This is a genomic window from Rhodospirillales bacterium, assembly GCA_018666775.1.
Lineage (GTDB): Bacteria > Pseudomonadota > Alphaproteobacteria > SMXQ01 > SMXQ01 > JABIXC01.
The window spans coordinates 51453-72663 of the sequence record JABIXC010000016.1 but is presented as its reverse complement, the minus strand read 5'-3'; the positions used below and the strand labels follow the sequence as shown (position 1 = coordinate 72663).

19 protein-coding genes are annotated in these 21211 nt (G+C 55.5%); 8 read left to right on the top strand and 11 right to left on the bottom strand.

Annotated elements, in window-relative coordinates; all coding sequences use genetic code 11:
• Nucleotide 1: 1 nt before the first annotated feature.
• Genes HOJ08_07940 through HOJ08_07920 form a run of 5 tightly spaced genes read right to left on the bottom strand, consistent with a single transcriptional unit; the run spans nt 2 to nt 6447 of the window.
• On the bottom strand, nt 2-2329 hold the full coding sequence (locus tag HOJ08_07940) for a xanthine dehydrogenase family protein molybdopterin-binding subunit (GenBank protein ID MBT5673364.1): 2328 nt from the start codon (nt 2327-2329) through the stop codon (nt 2-4).
• Nucleotides 2330-2371: 42 nt separating this feature from the next.
• On the bottom strand, nt 2372-3376 hold the full coding sequence (locus tag HOJ08_07935) for a 2-dehydropantoate 2-reductase (GenBank protein MBT5673363.1): 1005 nt from the start codon (nt 3374-3376) through the stop codon (nt 2372-2374).
• Nucleotides 3376-4902: an AMP-binding protein gene (locus HOJ08_07930; GenBank protein MBT5673362.1), complete on the bottom strand. Its 1527-nt coding sequence runs from the start codon at nt 4900-4902 to the stop codon at nt 3376-3378. Before HOJ08_07930 ends, HOJ08_07935 begins: the two co-directional genes overlap by 1 nt.
• 32 nt (nt 4903-4934) lie before the next feature.
• Nucleotides 4935-5930 (bottom strand): asparaginase, encoded by a 996-nt coding sequence (locus HOJ08_07925; protein ID MBT5673361.1) that lies wholly within the window; start codon nt 5928-5930, stop codon nt 4935-4937.
• Between the two features lie 25 nt (nt 5931-5955).
• Nucleotides 5956-6447 carry an OsmC family protein gene (locus tag HOJ08_07920; protein ID MBT5673360.1) on the bottom strand — a complete coding sequence of 164 codons (492 nt, stop codon included), beginning with the start codon at nt 6445-6447 and terminating at the stop codon, nt 5956-5958.
• Between the two features lie 110 nt (nt 6448-6557).
• On the opposite strand from HOJ08_07920, the gene HOJ08_07915 reads away from it, so the two are divergent.
• Nucleotides 6558-7262: a substrate-binding domain-containing protein gene (locus HOJ08_07915; GenBank protein MBT5673359.1), complete on the top strand. Its 705-nt coding sequence runs from the start codon at nt 6558-6560 to the stop codon at nt 7260-7262.
• Between the two features lie 16 nt (nt 7263-7278).
• Here the strand turns inward: HOJ08_07915 and HOJ08_07910 are convergent, their stop codons facing one another.
• From HOJ08_07910 to HOJ08_07900, 3 genes are all read right to left on the bottom strand, one after another.
• Nucleotides 7279-8790: a tripartite tricarboxylate transporter permease gene (locus HOJ08_07910; GenBank protein ID MBT5673358.1), complete on the bottom strand. Its 1512-nt coding sequence runs from the start codon at nt 8788-8790 to the stop codon at nt 7279-7281.
• Nucleotides 8790-9338, bottom strand: coding sequence for a tripartite tricarboxylate transporter TctB family protein (locus HOJ08_07905; protein MBT5673357.1), 549 nt, complete (start codon nt 9336-9338; stop codon nt 8790-8792). Before HOJ08_07905 ends, HOJ08_07910 begins: the two co-directional genes overlap by 1 nt.
• A gap of 103 nt (nt 9339-9441) precedes the next feature.
• The gene (locus HOJ08_07900) at nt 9442-10545 is read right to left on the bottom strand and encodes a hypothetical protein (GenBank protein ID MBT5673356.1); all 1104 of its coding nucleotides are present in this window, start codon (nt 10543-10545) and stop codon (nt 9442-9444) included.
• Between the two features lie 299 nt (nt 10546-10844).
• Here HOJ08_07900 and HOJ08_07895 point away from each other — a divergent pair, with 299 nt between their 5' ends.
• From HOJ08_07895 to HOJ08_07885, 3 genes are all read left to right on the top strand, one after another.
• Nucleotides 10845-11774, top strand: coding sequence for a 2-dehydropantoate 2-reductase (locus HOJ08_07895; GenBank protein ID MBT5673355.1), 930 nt, complete (start codon nt 10845-10847; stop codon nt 11772-11774).
• 104 nt (nt 11775-11878) lie between these two features.
• Entirely contained in the window at nt 11879-12559 is a 681-nt protein-coding gene (locus HOJ08_07890; protein ID MBT5673354.1) for a fumarylacetoacetate hydrolase family protein, read from the top strand.
• Complete coding sequence (locus HOJ08_07885) at nt 12559-13794, top strand: threonine synthase (protein MBT5673353.1); 1236 nt, start codon at nt 12559-12561, stop codon at nt 13792-13794. Before HOJ08_07890 ends, HOJ08_07885 begins: the two co-directional genes overlap by 1 nt.
• A gap of 4 nt (nt 13795-13798) precedes the next feature.
• Here the strand turns inward: HOJ08_07885 and HOJ08_07880 are convergent, their stop codons facing one another.
• Genes HOJ08_07880 through HOJ08_07870 form a run of 3 tightly spaced genes read right to left on the bottom strand, consistent with a single transcriptional unit; the run spans nt 13799 to nt 18671 of the window.
• Nucleotides 13799-15964 carry a xanthine dehydrogenase family protein molybdopterin-binding subunit gene (locus HOJ08_07880; GenBank protein MBT5673352.1) on the bottom strand — a complete coding sequence of 722 codons (2166 nt, stop codon included), beginning with the start codon at nt 15962-15964 and terminating at the stop codon, nt 13799-13801.
• Between the two features lie 10 nt (nt 15965-15974).
• Entirely contained in the window at nt 15975-16442 is a 468-nt protein-coding gene (locus HOJ08_07875) for a (2Fe-2S)-binding protein (GenBank protein ID MBT5673351.1), read from the bottom strand.
• Between the two features lie 30 nt (nt 16443-16472).
• Complete coding sequence (locus HOJ08_07870) at nt 16473-18671, bottom strand: xanthine dehydrogenase family protein molybdopterin-binding subunit (GenBank protein ID MBT5673350.1); 2199 nt, start codon at nt 18669-18671, stop codon at nt 16473-16475.
• 146 nt (nt 18672-18817) lie between these two features.
• Here HOJ08_07870 and HOJ08_07865 point away from each other — a divergent pair, with 146 nt between their 5' ends.
• The 4 genes from HOJ08_07865 to HOJ08_07850 all read left to right on the top strand — a co-directional run bounded on the left by HOJ08_07865 (nt 18818) and on the right by HOJ08_07850 (nt 21200).
• On the top strand, nt 18818-19153 hold the full coding sequence (locus tag HOJ08_07865) for an XdhC family protein (GenBank protein MBT5673349.1): 336 nt from the start codon (nt 18818-18820) through the stop codon (nt 19151-19153).
• Entirely contained in the window at nt 19150-19863 is a 714-nt protein-coding gene (locus HOJ08_07860; GenBank protein ID MBT5673348.1) for a xanthine dehydrogenase, read from the top strand. Before HOJ08_07865 ends, HOJ08_07860 begins: the two co-directional genes overlap by 4 nt.
• Nucleotides 19860-20465: a nucleotidyltransferase family protein gene (locus HOJ08_07855; protein MBT5673347.1), complete on the top strand. Its 606-nt coding sequence runs from the start codon at nt 19860-19862 to the stop codon at nt 20463-20465. The genes HOJ08_07860 and HOJ08_07855 overlap by 4 nt, the downstream gene beginning before the upstream one ends.
• 258 nt (nt 20466-20723) lie before the next feature.
• Entirely contained in the window at nt 20724-21200 is a 477-nt protein-coding gene (locus HOJ08_07850) for a (2Fe-2S)-binding protein (protein MBT5673346.1), read from the top strand.
• Nucleotides 21201-21211: the final 11 nt, after the last annotated feature.

Sequence of the window (21211 nt, the reverse complement as noted above, 5' to 3'; positions counted from 1 at the left end):
ATCAGTTTGTTTTTGCATCCTGAATGGCCCGCCAGACCGCATGGGCGGTCAGGGGCATTTCGATGTGTTCAACCCCCAGATCAGATAGCGCATCCACCACAGCATTGACCATGACGCCAAGGGCGGGTGTTGTGCCGCCTTCGCCGCCACCGCGAACCCCCAGTTTGTTGCGGGGTGATGGCACTTCGCTCAGCTCGACCGTAAAGGGCGGTGATGTGTGCGCACGCGGCATGGGATAATCAAGGAACGATCCCGTCAAAACCTGCCCGTCATCGGCATTTAAAATACAATGTTCCCCCATGGCCTGGCCAATGCCCTGAACGGCCCCGCCGTGGGTCTGGCCGTGGAGGATCAGGGGGTTGATGGCGCGCCCAACATCATCGACGGCGGCGTAATGGACAATTTCCACATGCCCCGTTTCCGGGTCGACTTCCACTTCACAAACGTGGCAGCCATAGGGAAAGGCCCCTTCGCGCACGGTTTCTTCGTAATTGGCCCCCAATGGTCCCCGCAGGTCATCGGGCAGGGTGTCGTTGTTTTCGGCAGCGGCGGCGACTTCGAATATATCAAGGGACCGGTTGGTGCCATCCATGACAAACCGGTCATCGGTAAAGTCGATGCGGTCTAGTTCGGCATCAAAAAGATGGGCGACAATCATGCGCCCGCGTTCAAGGATGGCGTCCGTTGCTTTACCAATGACGATCCCTGCAAGGCGCATGGATCGGGCGGAATGGGACCCGCCACCTTCAATCACCCTGTCGGTGTCGCCGGTAATCAGGTTGACCTGTTCTATGGGCACGCCCATCCATTCCGTGATCAACTGGGCAAAGCTTGTTTCATGGCCCTGGCCACTGGACAGGGTGCCAATCACAACATCCACCACCCCTTTTGCATGGACGGTGATCTCGGTTCTTTCTGTGGGGTAGCCCCCGGTCAGTTCCAGATAATTGGCAACGCCCATCCCGCGATAGCGCCCACGTTTGCGGGCCTTTGCGCGCCGTGCAGCAAATCCGGATCGGTCTGCCAGCGAACAGGCGCTATCCATAACCTTTGGAAAATCGCCACTGTCATAGGCCAGCCCCAACGCATTGACGTAACCTTCTCCGATGATTGGGATCATGTTTTTTCGCCGTAGTTCAACCGGGTCAATGCCCGTTTTGTGCGCAGCCAAATCGATCAGGCGCTCGATGATGTACATGGCCTCTGGCCTGCCCGAAGATCGATAATTGTTAACGGGCGGCTTGTTGCTGACGGTTGCGCGGGCGTGGAAATGGGCTGTCGGAATGGCATAAACCCCGGTCATCAGCTCAACGCCTTTAACCAAGGGTGTGACGGTAATGGGATAGGCCCCGCCATTGAGGGTGTTGCGGCCCCGTAGGCCCAGAAATTTTCCATCGCGATCAAGGGCCAATTCGCTCTCAGATGCCAAATCGCGGCCCTGATGGTCGGACAGAAAGGATTCAGATCGCGTTGCCGTCCATTTCACGGGCCGTCCCACCCGTTTGGCGGCCCACATCACAAGGGGAAATTCAGGGTAGATGGCATTGCGGGTGCCAAAATTGCCGCCAATATCCCACGCAGTCACCCGAACTTTTTCGGGCGTGGCATTCAGAATTTTTATCAGCTCACGTTTCAACCGGACCACGCCACCGCATCCGGCATGGAGGGCATAATCCCCGGTCTTAGAATCCCATGACCCAAGGGCGGTGCGCGGCTCCATGGGCACGCCGGTGACGCGGCGGATTTTGGTTTCAAGGCGCACCACATGGGCGGCCTGTTCAAAGGCGATATCGGTTGCGTCGCGGTCTCCGGAATCGGCATCGACAAACAGGTTTGTTGCCATCACCCCATCCCAAATCTTGGGCGCATCTGGCTGGGCTGCGTCCAATCCTTCGGTCACTTGGGTCAAAGGGGTGTAGTCAACTTGTATGGCTTCGGCGGCGTCTCTTGCTTGCATGACGGTGTCGGCAATAACCATTACGACGGCTTCGCCAACAAACCGCACACGCCCATCGGCCAACAGGGGTTGGGGCAGGAATTTCGGATCATCGCCCCGATGGTCCAGCACGATATCGGGCGGCCCATTACGCGGCGGTGGATGGTGGATGGGGTTGATGCCATCGGCTTCAATGTCTTTGGCGCTCAACACGGCGTGGACCCCGGGCATGTTTGATGCTGCCGATGTGTTGACCCCGTTGATCAGGGCATGGGCGTGGGGGGATCGAAGTATGGCCGCATAGAGCTGATTTTCCCAGTTGATGTCATCGCCAAATCGTCCCTGACCGGTCAGCAGTCGCTGGTCTTCATTGCGCGGCAGCGGTGCGCCAATACCTTTTGTTTTTGGTGTTTCTGCCACGAATTTGTCCTTAATTTAATTTGGCTGGCTTGTCCCATCGGGTAGGGCGTAGAGCCCGGCCTGGCTCGCGCGTTGCTGGATGAGCGCCAGCACGCCATCAATATTGGGTGTTGGGGTGTTGGTCAGCTGCCCCATTTCCTGCACGGCCGTGACCAGCGCATCAATTTCCATGGGGCGTCCGCGTTCCAGATCCTGCAACATGGATGTTTTATGCGCACCCACGGCGGCCGCGCCATCGATGCGCTTATCCACGTCTATGGGAAATTTAACACCAAGTGTTTCGCCAATGGTGCGCGCCTCACCCATCATGGCGCGTGCCAAAGACCTGGTGCCGGGTTCTGTAGCAATGACATCAAGGGTGGCCCCGGTCAGTGCCGATATCGGGTTAAAGCAAAGGTTGCCCCATAATTTTACCCATATTTCATCGCGAATGCGGGGGCGGATGGGCGCTTTCAGGCCTGCTGTGATCATGATTTCAGACAGGGCCTGAATGCGATCAGACTTTTCACCATTGGGTTCGCCCAAGGTAAAGCGGTTGCCTGAAATGTGTTTCACCACACCCGGTTCCACCACTTCACACGCGGGATAAACCACGCAGCCGATGGCGCGTTCAGGGCCAAAGCCGTCCCATTGCACGTTGCCGGGATCAACGCTCATCAGGCGGTTGTTTTCATGGGCACCGGGAAGGGCGTGAAAATACCACCAGGGCACACCGTTCACCCCCCAGACCAGTGCGGTGTCCGGGCCAAACAAGGGCGCCATGATATCGACAACGCCGGGCACGGAATGGGCTTTCAGGGTCATCACCACGTAATCTTGCACGCCCGCATCAAATGCGGTTTCTACACAGCGGGGATAGGTAACGATGGTCTCACCCCCTTCAATCAGGGTCAGGCCGTTTTTCTGCATGGCTGCCAAATGGGGCCCGCGTGCGATCAGGGTGACATCTGCACCTGCCAATGAAAGTTTGGCCCCGATGTAACCCCCGATGGCACCTGCCCCAAAGATGCAGAGTTTCATTATGCAAGCCCCAGCTTTTCAGCCAGCCCAATGCGCTGCAGTTTTCCCGTGGCGCCTTTTGGGATTTCATCCAAAAACAGAATTTTGCGGGGCACTTTAAAATCTGCCAAATGTTCACGGGTAAAGGCGCGCAATTCTTCTTCTGTTGCTGCCGCTCCTTCGCGTAGAACGACGGCGGCGGCGACTTCTTCGCCCAGTTTATCATGGGGCATGGCAAAGGTGACCACCTGGCCGACGGCGGCATGGTCCAAAAGGATTTCATCGACTTCGCGCGGCGATATTTTTTCACCCCCCCGGTTGATGATTTCTTTCAGGCGTCCGGTAATGGACAGATAGCCTTCATCATCCAAAACGCCCTGATCGCCCGTGCGGAACCAGCCATTGGTAAAGGCTTCGGCGTTGGCTGCATCATTGGCCTCGTAGCCCGGGGTTACATTGGCCCCCCTAATGACGATTTCACCGGTTTCGCCCTGATCTAAAATACGTCCCTCTAAATTCATGATGGCCACTTCTGGTCCCGCTGCAAGACCAACGGTGCCGGGCTTGCGTGCCTTGGGGGGCAGGGGGTTGGATGCCATTTGATGGGCGGCCTCAGTCATGCCATAGGCTTCGATGACCGGGGTGGTAAATGTTTTTTCCAATTCTGCCATCACCTGGGGCGGCAAGGATGATGATGAAGACCGGATAAAGCGTAACGGGTATTCGGCAATGGTTTTTGCATTGCGGGGGGCACGTGAAAGAATGGCCTGATGCATGGTGGGCACGGCGGTGTACCAATTGGGCTTGGCCTCATCCATCAAGGAAAAGAACCGAAGCGCATTAAACCCCGTCGTGCAAAACACAGAAGCCCCGGCACCGATGGATGTCAAAACAGCCGCGATCAAGCCATGGATATGGAACAGCGGCATGATATTCATGCAGCGCCCATCGGGGGTCAGGGCTACACTGGCGCCTACGTTGTGGGCAGATTGGGTGACGTTGATCTGGCTAAGGGGGACAAGCTTTGGCCGCGATGTGGTGCCAGAGGTATGCAACACCATGGCGATGTCGTCTGCTTCTGCCATGCCACCAGATGGGGCGGCACCGGCATCACCAGATGGGGTGGTAATGGTAAAATATCCGGCAGGATCAGAATCATCCCAGGTAATTTCATGGACGGCCACGCCCATTTTTTTGGCAACCGCAACGGCAGGAGATGCGCTGCCGTGTTCCACCACCAATGCCTTGGCGTTTAGGTCGCTCAGGTAAAATTCTAATTCTTCCGCCCGGTAATCGGGGTTCAGCGGTGCGGTGGTAGCCCCGCAGGCAATGGTGATGAAGGCCGCTGCCATTTCCGGACCATTGGGCAGCACAATGGCCACCCGGTCATTGCGCCCAATCCCAAGCGCATTGAGCTTTTCTACCGTTTGTTTTGCATGTTCCCGCAGGCCCGCATAATCAAGGGCGCTTCGTCCCGACGCGGTGATGGCAGGGGCTGTATCCTGGCCATTGGCAATCAGGTTCCAAACAGTATTTGCGCCGCTCATTTCATTTCCCATCATTTTATTTGAATTAAAACTCAACCCCCACCAAATTTGGCGAAGGCATTGCGGATTTTGTCCATATCCAAGCCGTTCATCAGGCAAAGGGCAAGCAAAAGTCGCGCTTTGGGGGCTGTTAGCCAGCCCGCCCGGATCAGGCCCCGGGATACCAGATCAGATTCCGATCCCGGGAAGCCATAAGTGTTTTCCAAAACCATGCCCCCATTGGTGCGGGATGCAAAAACCACAGGCATGGAACCGGCCAGTGTTTCGTATGCGGATGCTGCCTGTTCTGATAGATGGCCGGCCCCCATGGCTTCAATCACCAGTCCAGAAAATTCTTTGTTTTTAATATGTTTGGCCATTTCCCCGCCATCACCAAGGCCAGTACCGACAATCGCAATGGTGGGCGCGATAGCGGTTTTGTCGGGCAGTGCCGCTGAGGCCCGCGTGGTTGGGCGCATCAGGAAGTGGGGTTTTCCCTCTATTACCATACCGATCTGGCCGCCATCGGGGGATGCAAAGGCATTGGGCCGGGTGGCATGGGTTTTCCGCACCAGTGCGCCCGCGTGAATTTCATCATTCATGACCACCATGGCGCCAAATCCTGCGGCCTCAGGCGTAGCGGCAACGGTGACAGCGGCCAGAAGGTTGGCCCCCCCATCGGCCCCGGCGATGGCGGGGTGGCGCATGGCACCGGTGACGACAACGTGAAATTCAGGATCACATAACAGGTCTAAAACGAAGGCGGTTTCTTCGATGGTGTCGGTGCCCTGGGTCACCACCACCCCTTGCGCACCCTTGCTTTGGGCCGATTTAATCCCATGGGCCAGGGCGACAGTATCTTCAATGCGTAAATGCGCCCCGGGCAATTGGCGGAAATCAACGGCCGTGATGTCGGCGATGGGCCCGAGTTCCGGCACGGCCTTGATCAATTGATCCGCACTTAATGCCGGCACCGCACTGCCGTCTGGGCCCGGCGACATGGCAATGGTGCCGCCTAGGGCAAAAATGGTAACGGGCTTTAAGGTCACAGTGTTGGCTCGCGCATTTGGGGGATTAATCGGGGATGGCTTCCCAGGTGACATCCAGTTCAACATCGGCATCTTGCAGCAGGTTCATCACCGGGCAACGGACTTCTACATTTTTGCGCAATTTGGCGATGCGGTCTTCGGGTTCATTGGTTTTCAAGATAACCTTGAGAACGACTTTCTGAAAATGGGGCCGGATGCCAACGACGCCCCGGCTGCCACGGCCATCAACCCAGCCATCCACTTCAAAATCCACACCGGAATATTCAAACCGCATTGCTGCGGCGCAGCGGTTGATAATGACACCTTCGCAACCCGCCAGTGCAGATAGCACCGTTTCCAGCGGCGATGGGCCAATATTGGTGCCATTTTTTTCGTCCGTGATCACTTCGAAATCGCGAACCCGCGAAATGGTTTTGGCTTCCCCGGCGTTTGTTGCCCTAATTTCACGGACCCCAATCAAGCTTTTGTTGGGATCAACTTCGGGGGGAAGGATTTCAGAATCTTCTGTATTGGCCATGCATATCTCCACTGCCTGATATTTTTTTAACAATGTAGCTTGGCAGACTAGGAAGGCCAGTCAATTCTAAGTTACTATGAACGCTGAAATAAAAATTAGGGGAAGAAAACATGGCGGCAATTCAGGTGTTAAGCGCAGGTGCAGTACGGGTCGGATTAACTGATCTGGCGGCTGAATTTGGCAATAAAAACAATAGTGAAGTCGATGTCACCTTTTCAACGGGCCCGGAAATTCGCGAACGCCTGACGGCAGACGGTGCGGGCAATGATGATCTGGACCTGGTTGTTGCCCCCAAAGCCCTGATGGATGATCTGGTTGCTGCGGGTTGCGTTGATGCAAGCACCCGGTCCACTCTTGGCGGGGTCAAGGCGGCGGTCGCTGTGAAAACAGGCGCGCCCATGCCCGATATTTCCAGCGCAGACAGCCTGCGCGCGGCCATCCTTGGCGCAGAGGTGATTGTTTATAACAAGGCGTCATCGGGCCAATACATTGACCAGATGATTGCCGGTCTTGGCATTGCCGATGACGTAGAGGCAAAGGTCCAGCGTTTTCCAGATGCCTGCATTGCCATGACCTTTCTTGGAAAAATGGAAAGCAATGGCGGTCTTGGCTTTGGTCAATCTTCGGCGATCCGGGGCTATGCGCCCCTTGGGGTCACCCAAGTTGGTCCCTTGCCCGACGCCGTGGGGAACGTCACCACCTATGACGCGGCGGTGGCCACAGCCACAGCGAACCGGGAGACCGCAGACGCCCTTCTAGGGCTTCTGACGTCCGAATACGGTCTGGCGGCCTTTACTGCCACCGGCGTCGAATAGCCGGGCTGACTGGCTGCTATGCTTTGGCGGCTTTCTTTGATCGGCGACGCTTCATGAAGTAGGGCAGTGCCAGATTGGCCACAAGACAGACCCACAAAACATTGCCAAGGGTCGAGGAAAACAGTGCCGACACATCCCCTTGATGCATCTTCATCACCCGGATAAAGAAGCCTTCAAGCAGCGGCCCTAAAATAATCCCGATCAAAATGGCAGCGACATGGTAGTCGGTCTTGCGTGCGATATAGCCGATCACCCCAAATATCAAAGCCAGCAACATATCGAACTGGTATTCGCGTGGAACAAAGGCACCGACAAGGGTGAAGGAAATCACCAATGGGGCCATGTACACCGTGCGCACCACGGTTACCCGCGACATATACCGCGCCAGTGGCATGATGGTGAAGAGCATCAGGAAATACGTCACGGCCATGGTCGTGAATGGCAGATAGGCCAATTCCGGTTTTTCCATGAACAATTCTGTGCCCATGGTAACGCCGTGATATTGCAAGACCACCAACATGATGGCGGCGGTGGCACCGCCCGGAATGCCAATCACCAAAAGGGGCACCAACGTGCCCGATGTCACGCCGTTGTTGGCTGATTCCGGAGCGATCAATCCTTCGAGATGGCCCGTGCCGTACAATTCTGGCATTTTGGAATAGGTGCGCGATTGCTGATAGGCGACGAAGGATGCAATGGCGGCCCCGGCACCGGGGATGACCCCGATGACCAAACCGATGATGGATGTCCAGATAATGTGCCACCAGCGAGACAACGCCAGTTGCATCCCCTCGATGGTGGGGCCCCAACCTGAATCGCGCATGGCGACCTTGCCGCGTTCGGTCAGAATGGAATCACGGTCAATGACGCTGAATGCCTCAGAAATAGCAAACAGGCCGACAAGGGCGGGGATCAAGGGCACGCCGTCGTAGAGTTCCAGAAAGCCCATGGTGCCGCGTGGGGTTTCATAAACATGATCGGCACCGATGGACCCGATCATCAGGCCAAAGAAGCCAGCGATCAAACCCTTCAGGGTGTCTTCTGCGGCAATGGTTGCGATCAGGGAAACGCCAAACAGCATGATGACGATCATTTCCACCGAATGCAGATGGAAGGCAACCTCTGCCAGCCATGGCATGGCTAACAGCGCCAATATGGTGGTTAACAACCCACCCAAGGCCGATGACACGAATGATATGGCCAGGGCCTGTTGGCCGCGACCCTGCTGGGTCATGGGATAGCCGTCCAGCGGCGTTGCCGCTGCCCCGGCGGTGCCCGGAATATTGACCAGAATCGCAGGAATTCCTGCCCCCATGCGCGACGATGCGTAAAGGGCGATCATGAAGACAAAGCCAATTTCAACCGGCAAGGAAATGGCCAGTGGCAGCAAGATGATGATGGTGTTGGCCGCAGAAAATCCGGGGATGGCGCCGACGATAAGGCCCAGGAAAATGGCTGGCAGGATGACCCACCAATAGCCAAGGGCTTCTTCAAAAAGGGCTAAAAAGATGGCGGGATCAAATTCCATTACAAGATCCCCTTCATCATGTTTTCAAATGGCCCTGAGGGAAACCGGGTTTCAAAGGCCCATATGAACAACGCCCACCCGCCAAGGGCCATGGTCAAAGATAGAATAAAAATCAATTTTTTGTTTTTCCCCGAATTCAGCAAAAGCATGGCAAGGCTGAGGAAAATGAAGGTGGTGATGGTGAAGCCACCCCACTGAACACCAAGGATATAGGCGATGGTCAATGCCATCAGCGCGATGCGCTTGCCCATGAAATCAATGGGGGCCAAAAGGTGATCAAAATTCAGATGCGCTTCCCCCGCTCGCACAGCGCGAACGATGCGAATGGTGATAATGGTGGACAGGAAAATCAGGACAGCGCCGATAAAAAATGCGCTGACCTGTGCCGTCCACGGGGAATTCCAGATGGTGGTAAAATAATAAAGGGCAAAGATGGAGCCAGAAACCGGAATGATCAGGTCCCCGCCAAGGGAAGCCCGTTTTTCTTTTTCTTGTTCTTCGTCAGGAAGGCCGTCGCCTTCTTTAACGGTCATTTGTTCTTCGCTCATGACCCCTTAATATCCCCTCTTGTTTTAATTCAGGAAATGGGCGGCAGACAGTTTACCTGTCCGCCGCCCGATCCTGTCGTTTTACTGTACTGGATAGGCTGATTTATTTTTTCTTCTTCTTGTTCTTTTTGGCCTTGGCCGATGCACCTCGCATCAGATCACGATACTTCGTGCCAATCTCCGTGATGTCTTTCACGTATTTTGCACATTGTGCGGCGTTGCCCGGGCTGATTAATTCCCATGGCAGCTTGGCTTTTTTCACGGCCTTTCTGAAGTCAGGATCAGCAAAAACCTTGTCCAGGGTGCTTTGCAATAAAGCGACCCGTTCTGGGTGTTTTTTCTGAACCTCGGTTTTGATGCCAAAGGCCCGTGCGGAATACATGGGCGGCAGCTTCATACCGAAATGATCATTGGCGGTCGGCGCATTATTAAGCCGGCTGCCCAGGCGGTTCTTGCTATCAAAGACAAGCAAGGTACGGAAGTTTTTGCCCTTGCGTGCAATGCCGCCAGACGGCAGGACACCAAAGTCCATTTCCCCGGTGGCAACACCTGCGCGGGTGTTTTTTCCGCCCGATAATGGGATCGGGTTAAATTGTGCGCCGGTGTGACTTGCCAATGCCATCGCCCCAATGGTGGCGGGGTGGGCAATACGGCTGGTCCCAACATTCAGGATGCGGGATTTACCAGCGGCAATGATGTCATCGATGGTTTTATATTTGGACCGTTTGCCAACAAAAACCACAGCAGCATCTTCATCAACACGGCCAAAATAGAAATAATTGCTGATCGGGAAGGTCGGTTTTTTAACCACCCAGTTCAGGACTTCAGGCCCCATGTTACCAAAGATAAGCTCATGGCCAGAACTGCCGGCTTTGCCCATATAGGTTTCATACCCAACCCGGCCTGATGCGCCCGGATAGAACCGGCGATCAAACTTGGTGTTGAGATATTTTTTCCAAACCCCGGTAACAAGGCGCAGATTACGATCGGCACCGCCACCTTCACGGGTGGGAACAAAAATGCTCATGGCACGAGATGGGAATGAAGCGGCGAAGGCCTGGGACAGTGGCATGCCAGCCATGATCCCGGTGCCAAGGGCCGCGATGCTGCCCATTAAAAAACGACGGCGGTCAAGCATATCCAGCTGTGTGTCTTGGCCGTCCAGTTTTACAAAATCATCATATTCATCATAATCATCGTCAAACATTACAGTCTCTCCCTGATAACCCGTTATGGTGGGCATTCATGCCCTGGACCATTATTGAAACTGGTACGTCATACGTTCCCGTTTTGAGATGGTCACATCGATGGGATGCGTAATAATACTGTAATGAATGGGGGCGCTAAAAATTAGCGTGATGTATGACTGCCAGTTTCACCCTGTTGTTGTCTCTGTCCTGAAATTTTTGTTGTTAATCAGGATCAATCGCGTGGATGATGCAATAGGTTTTGCATGTGGGTCAAGGTGAAGTTTGAGGCTAAATCATGGCAAATTATGGGTGATCAATGAAATTCGTGATGATGGGATCAGGGGGCGTTGGCGGGTATTTCGGCGCACGGTTGGCAGCAGCCGGTGAAGAAGTGGGCTTTGTCGCCCGTGGCGCGCATCTGGATGCCATGGAGAAAAACGGCCTTAAGGTACAAAGCGGCCTTGGGGATGTTTGCATTGATATCGGCCAAGGCGCACAGGCCAATCCCGATCCCGCCGCCCTTGGCGTGCCAGATGTTGTGTTTATCTGCGTAAAGCTGGATGACACCCAGGGTGCCTGTGATCTGATCGGACCCATTGTTGGCCCTGATACGCTGGTAATATCCCTACAAAATGGCGTTGAAGCCGAAGCCATCCTAATCGATGCGTTTGGGGCAGAACGCGTGGGCGGCGGCATTTCGTATATTGCGGCATCGGTGCCGGCCCCGGGCAGGATTGCCCATGGCGGCACCATGGCCCGCATTCAGCTGGGCGAGTTGTCTGGTGGAACCAGTCCGCGCATTGATGCCTGTGCCGCAGCCTTTGCACGCGCTGGTGTCGATGTGGAGGCTTGCCCTGATGTCATTCTTGCCATGTGGCAGAAATTTACGTTTTTGGTTGGTCTTTCTGCCACCACGACCCTGACGGGGCTTGGCATCGGTGCCATCCGGTCTGATCCGGATCGGCGCGCCTTTCTAGGGGCCGTGATTGGTGAAGCGGTGGCCGTTGCAAGGGCTCGGGGCATTGATCTTGCAGAAAATTACGCCGATGACCGCATGGCTTTTACCGATACCCTGCCCGAAGACATGACCTCTTCCATGTATCACGATTTTTGTGCCGACCGGCCTTTGGAAGTGGGGTGGCTTTCGGGGGCCGTTGCCCGCATGGGCGCAGAGCTTGGGGTTGAAACCCCTGTGAATGCGACGGTCTATGCCGCCTTGAAGCACCGGGTGAAATCTCGCGCCTGAAGTGGCCCGATACCCTGAAATGGTCCCATCCCTTGCCATGTCCCATCAATTTTCGTATATCAGGGGCCGTTTTATCTCTTTGAAAAATTAATAAGGATAGCGTTATGAGTCATTCCGTTCCCAGTGTGGAACTGCCAGTCGCGGGTTCCGAAGACAGCTATGCCGTTCGCCGCATCTGGTGCGTCGGGCGCAATTATGCCGCCCATGCCAGGGAAATGGGCAGTGATCCAGATCGTGATCCCCCCTTCTTTTTTCAAAAACCCACCGATGCCATTGTTCAAAATGGCGTTGCCATTGCCTATCCTCCGGGAACGAAAAACTTGCACCATGAAATTGAATTGGTGGTGGCCATTGGTAAGGCCGGGACTGATATTTCCGAAGCCGATGCCCTTGATCACGTGTTTGGCTATGCCGTTGGTCTTGATATGACCCGGCGCGATCTTCAGAACGCGGCCAAAGACACGGGCCGTCCTTGGGAAATGGGAAAATCCTTCGATCATTCCGCGCCGTGTTCACCCATTATGCCAGCGTCTTCAATCGGTCATCCTGCTGCTGCCGCCATCTGGCTTAAGGTCAACGGTGAAACCCGTCAGGAAAGCGACATTACCCACCTGATCTGGAGCGTGCCTGAAACCATTGCCCATCTTTCGTCTTTGGGTGAACTTTGCCCCGGTGATCTGATCTATACCGGCACCCCCGAAGGGGTGGGGGCCGTGGTCGCAGGGGACGTCATGGAAGGACACATTGACGGCATTGGTGATATCAGGACCCCGGTCACGGCATAATGGAAAACAATCTGGTCACAGAACGACCGACATTCGTCACGCATCTTGAATGCGGGATGAAGGGTGATATCTACGCCGCTGATCAGGTTCACAATCTGTCAGATGCCGGAAAGCCGCTTTTGGTGCGCTATGATCTTGATGGCATCAAGGCGGCGGTCACCCGGGATGATCTGGCGGCACGGGCCCCGGATCTTTGGCGTTACCGGGAATTACTGCCGGTCCGCCGGGTGGAAAACATTATTTCATTGGGCGAAACCATGACCCCATTGGTGCCCTGTCCTGCGTTGCAGGCATCCCTTGGCTGTAGCGACATTCTGGTCAAGGACGAAGGCCGCCTGCCAACGGGGTCTTTCAAGGCTCGGGGCTTGGTGATGGCCGTGTCCATGGCCAAGGAACTGGGCATCAAAAAAATGGCCATGGCCACCAATGGCAATGCCGGGGCTGCAATGGCAGCGTACTGTTCCCGTGCGGGCATTGAAGGCGTGGTGTTCTGTCCCGATGACACGCCTGAAATCAATGTCCGCGAAATTGCCCTGCAGGGGTCACGCGTCTATCGCGTTAACGGGCTGATTAATGATTGCGGGAAAATCGTGGCTGATGGCCGCGAGGCTGCGGGCTGGTTTGAAGGAAACACCCTGAAAGAGCCCTACCGGATTGAGGGCAAGAAAACCATGGGTCTGGAATTGGCCGAACAGCTGGGCTGGGACGTGCCCGATGTTATTATGTATCCCACCGGAGGCGGCACCGGGCTAATCGGCATGTGGAAAGCCTTTCAGGAACTCGAAGCGCTGGGCTGGATTGGTAAAAAACGTCCGCGCATGGTGGCGGTTCAGGCCGAAGGCTGCGCCCCGATTGTAAGGGCCTATGACGATGGCGTTGAACATGCCGAGCTTTGGACCGGGGCGCACACCATTGCCGCCGGTATCCGGGTGCCCGTGGCCATCGGCGATTTCCTGATCTTGCGCGCCGTGCGGGAATCAAAGGGCTTTGCCGTTGCCGTGCCCGATGATGCCATCGATTCCGCGCGGGACGAGGTTGCCAAAAAAGAAGGCCTGTTGCTGTGTCCCGAAGGGGCGGCCACCTATGCCGCCTTCAAGCAAGAACTGGCATCAGGGCGCATTGCCAAAGACGAACGGGTGGTCTTGTTCAATTGTGGCTCAGGCCTGAAATACCCCATGCCCGCCGCCGATGCTTCGGTGGATATGAACGCCACCATCGATTACGCCAAGCTTTAAAATCTTAAGTTCCACCTGACAGCATGGATAAAACCCTGTCTGGCGTCAGGGGCAATTCGCGCATGCGCACGCCGGTGGCGTTGAACACACCATTGGCGATGGCCGCCGGGGTTGGGCCTTGGGTGGCTTCGCCCACGCCCATGGGTTTTTCCCCTTTGTGATCCAGCAGCACCACATCGATTTCCGGAACTTCCTTGAAGTTCAAGATGGGATAGGTTTCCCAATCGATGGACGTAATGCGCACCGGGTCAAATCGCACGGCTTCTTTAAGGGTCCAACTGGCGGCTTGAATCAGGCCCCCTTCTAATTGGTTGGCAACGCCATCGGGATTGATGATTTGGCCGCAATCTCCGCCGATATAGGCTTTGGGGATTGAAATCACACCTGTTTTTCGATCGACATTCACATCAAAGATGACGGCTGCATAGCATTTTGAATTTTTGTAGCGGTTGAATGCAAACCCTTGGGCCTGTCCATCACGCCAGCTTGACGGGTCCCAGCTGGCCGCTTTGGCCACCGCTTCGATGACGGCGCGTGCGCGGGGATCTTTGGTGTGGCGCAGACGAAACTCAATGGCCTCAATCCCTGCTTCATGGGCGAGTTCATCCATAAAGGATTCGGTCGCAAACAAATTACCAAAGGTTCCAAGGGCGCGCAGAGACGACACCCGGAACGGATGGGGTTTTACAAAATGTTTGGCGATGCGCTGGTTGGGAAGATCGTAATACGGCCGCGCGCCGCGATGGGCCCCGCCGTCTTTGCCCTGATTATCGCCCGGTGGTGGTGGGGGGACAGGGTTTTCCTTGTGCCAAAGTGCGATAAAGCCAGCGGTTTCAGTCTTGGCCCGGGGCCGCCCGGCATGGGCGTTGGACCAGACATCAAAATTCCAGTCCATGATATTGCCGTCTTTATCCAGACTGGCCTGGGTCATCATGACCTGGGCAGACCCCAGCGGTTCCCAGCGGTTTTCATCTTCGCGCATCCATTGCACCCGCACCGTGCGCCCGGGAACGGTCCGGGCCAGAACGGCGGCATCCATGGCCGCATCATCGGCACCGTTATGGCCGTAACAGCCTGCATTCTCAGCCGCAATACAGCGAATTTTTTCCGCATCTATTCCAAAGGCGCAAGATAGCGCGGCTTGCAGAGGATAGATGCCCTGAGTGTGGCTCCAAACTTTCAGATTGTCGCCTTCCCAGACAGCCATGCCCGATGATGGGCCGATGGATGCGTGGGACTGATAGGGCCGGCCATAGACGGCTTCCAGCGTATTGGCAGCCCCTTCGGGGGCGGTAATTTCTGGGATGGGTTGGTCTTCTGGCACGCCATCGACCACCAGATAATCATCGGTTTCCTGACTGACCAGCCAATCATAAAGCTGGTCTTCATTGGGCAGTGTCGCTTTTTCATCCCAGGTGGTGGCTTCACCCAGAACGTTCCAGGCGTGAACGGCCTGGTCTTCGCGTTCTGCAATAATGCCGATGAAGCGCCCATCAAGGATCACATCGACCACACCGGGCAGGGCACGCGCCCCTTCAATATCGGTTTTTTTCAACTGCGCATCATAAGATGGCGGGCGCAAAATGCGGCCATGCAACAGGCCGGGAATATCCATGTCTTGAATGAACGCAGGCGTGCCGGTGACTTTGTCTGCTATGTCGATGCGGATCACAGGGTGGCCAACAATGGTATGCTTTGAAGGGTCTTTTGGCGGGATTTCGCCGGTAATATCGGCATCAAACGTCTTGCCGCCCAACAATTCCCAATAGGTGGTTTGGGTGTTGGTGGCAGTGCTTTTGATGGTGCCGTCTTCGACCGATAGAGATTTTGTTTCGACAGACAGGGATGCTGCAGCCTTTTCCAGTAACAGTGCTTTGGCATGGGCACCGGCATGTCGGATGGCGGCACCACTTTCTTCAATGCTGCCAGACCCTGCGGTCAGGCGTTCATTGACGGTTTCACCCGTATCGGCGGTTTTGATCCGGATGCGATCTATTGCCACATCCAGTTCTTCGGCGGCAATTTGGGCGATGGCGGTAATCACGCCTTGGCCGTATTCAACCTTGCCGGTTTTGATGGTGATGGTGGCGGCATCATCATTGATGATGATCCATGAATCCAGCCGTGCGTCGGTGTTCAGGCTGCCGGGCAGCTTGGGCTTGTCGCTCATAATAATCCCCTTAACGCAATGCTTTGGCGGCGCGCTGGACGGCCTTTAAAACCCGGCCATGGGCACCACACCGACAAAGATTGTCTTGTAACCCAGTGCGGATAGCATCCATGTCGGGATCGGGATTGGCATCCAGCAATGCCTTGGCGGCCATGATGATGCCGCTGGTGCAATACCCACACTGGGCGGCTTGTTCTTCAATAAAGGCGGTTTGCAGGGCGTGGGGGGCGTTTTTGGTGCCCAGCCCTTCCAGGGTTGTGATGTCTTTGCCGGTCACTTCGTTGATCGGAACCGAGCACGAAAAGGCGCGTTCGCCATCAACAATGACCGAGCACGCCCCGCATTGTTCTTCACCACAGCCATATTTGGCGGATTTCAACCCCAAATCATTGCGCAGCACATACAGCAACGGGGTGTCGGGTTCGACGGTTACGGAATGTTCGGCGCCGTTAACGCGCAGTGTGAATTTTTCGGCCATGATGTTTCCTCTGTACTTTATTTTGGTTTGTTATCGTTTGCCCGCTTCGACCAACATGGCGCGAACGCGTTCGGGCGTAAATGGCATTTCGCGCAGACGCGCGCCGGTGGCATTGAAAACGGCATTGGCAATGGCCCCTGCCGTCGGGCTTTGGCTGGCTTCACCAACACCTAAGAATGGATCGCCCTTTTTGGAAATCACAATGGCGTCGACCTCAGGGGATTCGCGGAAACTGAGGATGGGATAGGTTTCCCAATCTGTGCTGGTGATGGAACCGGGGTCAAATCGCACCCGTTCTTTCAAGGTCCAGCTGGTGGCCTGAATGACGCCGCCTTCCAGTTGCGCTTTGATGCCATTGGGCGCGACCGCTTCGCCCGCATCCCCGGCAACGACTGCATGGTTGACGGTGATGACACCCGTTGCTTCATCAATGGTGATGTCCACGGCGACGGCACAATAGGCAGCAAAGTTTTTATATCGGGCATAGGCGATGCCTTGGGCATTGCCCGGCGTCCAGCTTTTGGGGTCCCATTTGATGGCGCCCGCGGTTTCTTCCAAAACAGCGCGCGCGCGCGGGTCTGATAAATGGCGCAGGCGGAAGGCCACGGTATCTTGACCGGAGGCATGGGCCAGTTCGTCCATCATTGATTCAATGGCGAACACATTGGCAAAAGCACCAAGGCCGCGCAGGGATGAGGTTCTAAACGGATGGTTTGCGACAAAATGCTTGGCGATGTTGCAAACCGGTAAATCATATCCGGGGCTGGCATTGCGGTGTTCGCCTGCTTCATCGGCCACAGCGGCGATAAAGGGCTGGGGTTTCCAATGGGTATCCATGTGGGACGCCGCCAAAAGGGCCGTTTGTTCCTTGTGGAATTTGGGCCGGTTGCCGTGCATGCCAGACCAGATATCAAACCGCCAATCAATGATCTGGCCATCCGCATCTAGGCTTGCGCGCGCGCCACACACCATGGCGGTGCCAAAGGGTTCCCACCGGTGTTCGTCCTTGCGGGTCCATTGCACCCGAACCGGGCGGCCATCGGCCTCGCGCGCCAAAAGGGCCGCATCGAGCGCCACATCATCGGCTGAATTATGGCCATAACACCCGGCCCCATCACGATGGATGCAATGGATGTTTTCTTCTTTTAATTCCAGAACCGGGGCCAAAGCCCGGCGCAGGGGGAACACCCCTTGGCTGTGGGTCCAGAGCGTTAAGGCATCGCCTTTGAATTGTGCAATGGCGCAGGCCGGTCCCATGGCCCCATGCAGGATATAGGGTTTGCCATACATTCCCTCCAGGGTCAGGGCAGCATTTTTGGGTGGTGGGGCTTCAACGGGGGCATCTTTGATATGGGCGCCATCTATGACGCCGTTATCGATGGTGTCTTGGCTGACCATCCAGTCATAAATTTGTTCTTCATTGGGCAGGGGCTCCCCTGCGGTCCAATTGGCGGCCTCGGCCAGCGCTTCTGCGGCTTTGATGGCCTGGTCTTCTCTTTCGGCAATAAGGCCCAGAAAACTGCCATTTTTGACGATTTTTACGACCCCGGGCATGGCCTCAAGCGCGCTTGGGTCAACGGATTCAAGGCGTGAACCTTGGTGGGTTGGCCGAATGATGCGCCCATGCAGCATATTGGGGCGTTCCATGTCGTGCATGAACAGGGCATCCCCGATGCCTTCACCCGGGCCGAAAACGCGCCATGGAATATCCACCCGCTCAGGCTCTGTACCAACAATGCGGTGGGCGCTGGCTGGTTTGGGGGAAACGGTCCCGGTAGCTTTTTGGCCAAATTTTTCACCGCCCATCACATCCCAATAGGTGGTTTGGGCATTGGTGGCGGGGCTTTTGATGGTGCCGTCTTCGACGATCAGGCTATCGACATCGACGCCCATGTTTTCTGCGGCTTTGGCCAGCATAATGGCGCGGCATTCGGCGGCGGCGTAGCGCAGCGCGGTGGCCGAACTTTCCATGGATTTGCTGCCCGATGTCACCTGTTCATCGGCGGTCAATTCGGTGTCGGCCATTTGCATGCGGACCCGGGAAAGGTCGATATCCAGCTCTTCTGCAGCAACCATGGCCAGTGCGGTACGCAGGCCTTGGCCGATTTCAATTTTGCCGGATTGAATCTGGATAACGCCGTCTGGTTCAATGACGATCCATTTGTCCAGATCAGGATTATTTCGAAGGCTGCCGATAAAGACGGATTTGGCTTTTGGCGTGGTGTTCATAAAGCGCCGCCTCCCTTAGCGACAGATTTAAAGTTGTTTTATTTGTTGTGCAGCCTCCACCCCGGTTTTGTCAAGTTGGCGTAAGCGGAAACAAGGGTATAATGGTTGGCAATGATGATAGCCTTTTGCTCAGGGGGAGAGAATCTATGAATGGTATTGTGCCCGGAAGTGGCGACGATGTTTTAAGTCTGGCAGCAGAGTGGAAAGCCGATGGCCGTGAGGTGGCGGTGGCCACCGTGGTGACCACCTGGGGTTCATCGCCCCGGCCCGTGGGCAGCCAGCTGGTTGTCGATGGGGATGGTAATTTTGCTGGCTCGGTTTCTGCGGGTTGCGTCGAAAGCGCCGTGGTTGATGCGGCCCAGGGCGTGATCACCGAAGGCAAACCCCGATTGCTTGATTTTGGCATTGCCGATGATCAGGCTTGGGAAGTGGGCCTGTCGTGTGGCGGTAAAATCGAAATTTACGTGGAGAAAGTGGCATGAAGGCAACCAGTCTAAACGCGCTGCTTAAGGCGCGGGCTGAAAAACGCGACGTGGCGCTGGTCACCGATCTTGAAAGCGGTGCAGAAGCCTTGGTGGTGGATGGTTTGGCCGAAGGTGATCTTGCCCTTGATGGCGGGCTGTCGGGTGCTGTTAAAAAAGCCATGGCTGCCAATGAAAGCCGCCGCGTCGAAGAAAATGAACGCAGTTATTTTATTCTGGTCCTAAGCCAGCCCTTGCGATTGGCCATCATTGGTGCGGGCCATATTTCGCAATATCTTTCTTCCATGGCGGCCATGGCCGGGTTTGAGGTAACGATCATTGATCCGCGCACGACCTATGCCACAGCGCCCCGTTTTCCCGGTGCTGAGCTAAACCATGATTGGCCCGAAGAAGCGCTGGGGGCCCTTGGCATTGATCGGCGTATGGCGGTGGTTGCCTTGAGCCACGATCCAAAGCTGGATGAACCGGCCCTTGCAACGGCAATGAAGTCTGATGCGTTTTATATTGGTGCATTGGGGTCTCGGAAAACCCAAGGTGCCCGGCGCGAACGCATGAAAGAACAGGGATTTAGCGATGCCGATCTAGATCGCATCCATGGCCCCGTGGGGCTGGACATTGGCGCATTATCGCCGCCGGAAATTGGCATTTCCATCGTTGCCCAGATCATTGATGTGTTGCGGCCAAAGAAAAAGGGCATTGCCCCTAAATGACGGCATCTGTACCCAAGATCGCGGGTTTGATTTTGGCGGCAGGGTCCAGCCAGCGTGCGGGTGCGTTAAATAAATTAATGGCTCCCATTGGCGACAAACCGATGATTGCCTGCGTTGTTGATCAGGTTTGCGCATCCCGCGCGGATAAAGTCGTGGTTGTTTCGGGGTTTGAATCAGGCCGTATCGAAGATGCGCTTTTGGGCCGGGATATTTCATTTGTCCATAATCCAGAATTTGGCGAAGGCATGGGCACGTCCATTGCTGCGGGCATTGGGGCTTTGGGTAATGATATTGACGGTGCGTTGATCTGTTTGGGTGACATGCCAAACCTGAATGCCGATGCCATCAACCAATTGATTGATAGCTTTGATGCGGATGGCATTTCGGTGCCGGTGGCTGACGGGCGGCGGGGAAACCCGGTTTTGTTTGCCGCGAAATTTTTTCCAGAACTGATCGCCCTGAAAGGGGATGGGGGTGCCAAAGCCGTGGTTGGTGCCCATCCAGATGCAGTTCGCGAGATTGCCATGACCGGGTCAGGGACCCTATTGGACCTTGATACCGCAGCGGCCATTGACGATTTTAATAAACCTTCCTCTAACTAGTCTTGACTCAATGCCCGCGTGGGGTAGAGAATTCATCAACGGGAGATGACGGACAACAAAGAGCAGAAACAATTCTGCCTGTGTCCGATTTAATTCACCAATTTGATTATCACGCAAATTTTGCGTGTTCATAATTTAAAGGGATGTCCAGCCTGTGGCTTAACGGCACAGGGCATAAGAAGCATCCACAATTGGGGGGCCTGCCTTTTTGCATGGCCTGAAGTTGACAACGTTAATCAACCTTTATGGAGGCGGTTCATGGCCAAAAAAGAACGGATGAAACTCAATGTAAATGGGGGGCACTACACGGTCAGTGTGGACCCTGAAATGCCCCTGCTTTATGCGCTCCGAAACGATATCGGGCTTAATAATCCTCATTTTGGTTGCGGGCTGGCCCAGTGCGGCGCCTGTACGGTCCATGTCAACGGCAAGGCCACGCGATCTTGTGTGACGCCGGTTGGATCGGTTAAGGGCAAGAAAGTGGTGACCCTTCGGGGCTTGGGCACGCCGGAAAAACCCCATCCATTGCAAACGGCATACGTTGAAGAGCAGGTGCCGCAATGTGGCTATTGCGTCAACGGCTGGATCATGACGGCGGCGGAAATGCTGGCGAAAAATCCAAAGGTCAATGATGCGGAAATTCGCGAGGGGCTAAAGGGGCTTAAATGCCGCTGTGGCACCCATTACGCCATCATGAATGCGGTTAAACGCGCTGCCAAAGCCATGGCATCTTAGGGAGGGCCCGG

What these genes read in the sequence shown, in the direction of transcription:
- HOJ08_07860 (MBT5673348.1), top strand. Translation starts at nt 19,150, where the DNA reads ATGAAGGCAACCAGTCTAAACGCGCTGCTTAAGGCGCGGGCTGAAAAA.
- HOJ08_07855 (MBT5673347.1), top strand. Translation starts at nt 19,860, where the DNA reads ATGACGGCATCTGTACCCAAGATCGCGGGTTTGATTTTGGCGGCAGGG.
- HOJ08_07910 (MBT5673358.1), bottom strand. Translation starts at nt 8,790, where the DNA reads ATGGAATTTGATCCCGCCATCTTTTTAGCCCTTTTTGAAGAAGCCCTT.
- HOJ08_07885 (MBT5673353.1), top strand. Translation starts at nt 12,559, where the DNA reads ATGGAAAACAATCTGGTCACAGAACGACCGACATTCGTCACGCATCTT.
- HOJ08_07890 (MBT5673354.1), top strand. Translation starts at nt 11,879, where the DNA reads ATGAGTCATTCCGTTCCCAGTGTGGAACTGCCAGTCGCGGGTTCCGAA.
- HOJ08_07930 (MBT5673362.1), bottom strand. Translation starts at nt 4,902, where the DNA reads ATGAGCGGCGCAAATACTGTTTGGAACCTGATTGCCAATGGCCAGGAT.
- HOJ08_07850 (MBT5673346.1), top strand. Translation starts at nt 20,724, where the DNA reads ATGGCCAAAAAAGAACGGATGAAACTCAATGTAAATGGGGGGCACTAC.
- HOJ08_07870 (MBT5673350.1), bottom strand. Translation starts at nt 18,671, where the DNA reads ATGAACACCACGCCAAAAGCCAAATCCGTCTTTATCGGCAGCCTTCGA.
- HOJ08_07915 (MBT5673359.1), top strand. Translation starts at nt 6,558, where the DNA reads ATGGCGGCAATTCAGGTGTTAAGCGCAGGTGCAGTACGGGTCGGATTA.
- HOJ08_07880 (MBT5673352.1), bottom strand. Translation starts at nt 15,964, where the DNA reads ATGAGCGACAAGCCCAAGCTGCCCGGCAGCCTGAACACCGACGCACGG.
- HOJ08_07865 (MBT5673349.1), top strand. Translation starts at nt 18,818, where the DNA reads ATGAATGGTATTGTGCCCGGAAGTGGCGACGATGTTTTAAGTCTGGCA.
- HOJ08_07900 (MBT5673356.1), bottom strand. Translation starts at nt 10,545, where the DNA reads ATGTTTGACGATGATTATGATGAATATGATGATTTTGTAAAACTGGAC.
- HOJ08_07935 (MBT5673363.1), bottom strand. Translation starts at nt 3,376, where the DNA reads ATGAAACTCTGCATCTTTGGGGCAGGTGCCATCGGGGGTTACATCGGG.
- HOJ08_07875 (MBT5673351.1), bottom strand. Translation starts at nt 16,442, where the DNA reads ATGGCCGAAAAATTCACACTGCGCGTTAACGGCGCCGAACATTCCGTA.
- HOJ08_07905 (MBT5673357.1), bottom strand. Translation starts at nt 9,338, where the DNA reads ATGAGCGAAGAACAAATGACCGTTAAAGAAGGCGACGGCCTTCCTGAC.
- HOJ08_07920 (MBT5673360.1), bottom strand. Translation starts at nt 6,447, where the DNA reads ATGGCCAATACAGAAGATTCTGAAATCCTTCCCCCCGAAGTTGATCCC.
- HOJ08_07895 (MBT5673355.1), top strand. Translation starts at nt 10,845, where the DNA reads ATGAAATTCGTGATGATGGGATCAGGGGGCGTTGGCGGGTATTTCGGC.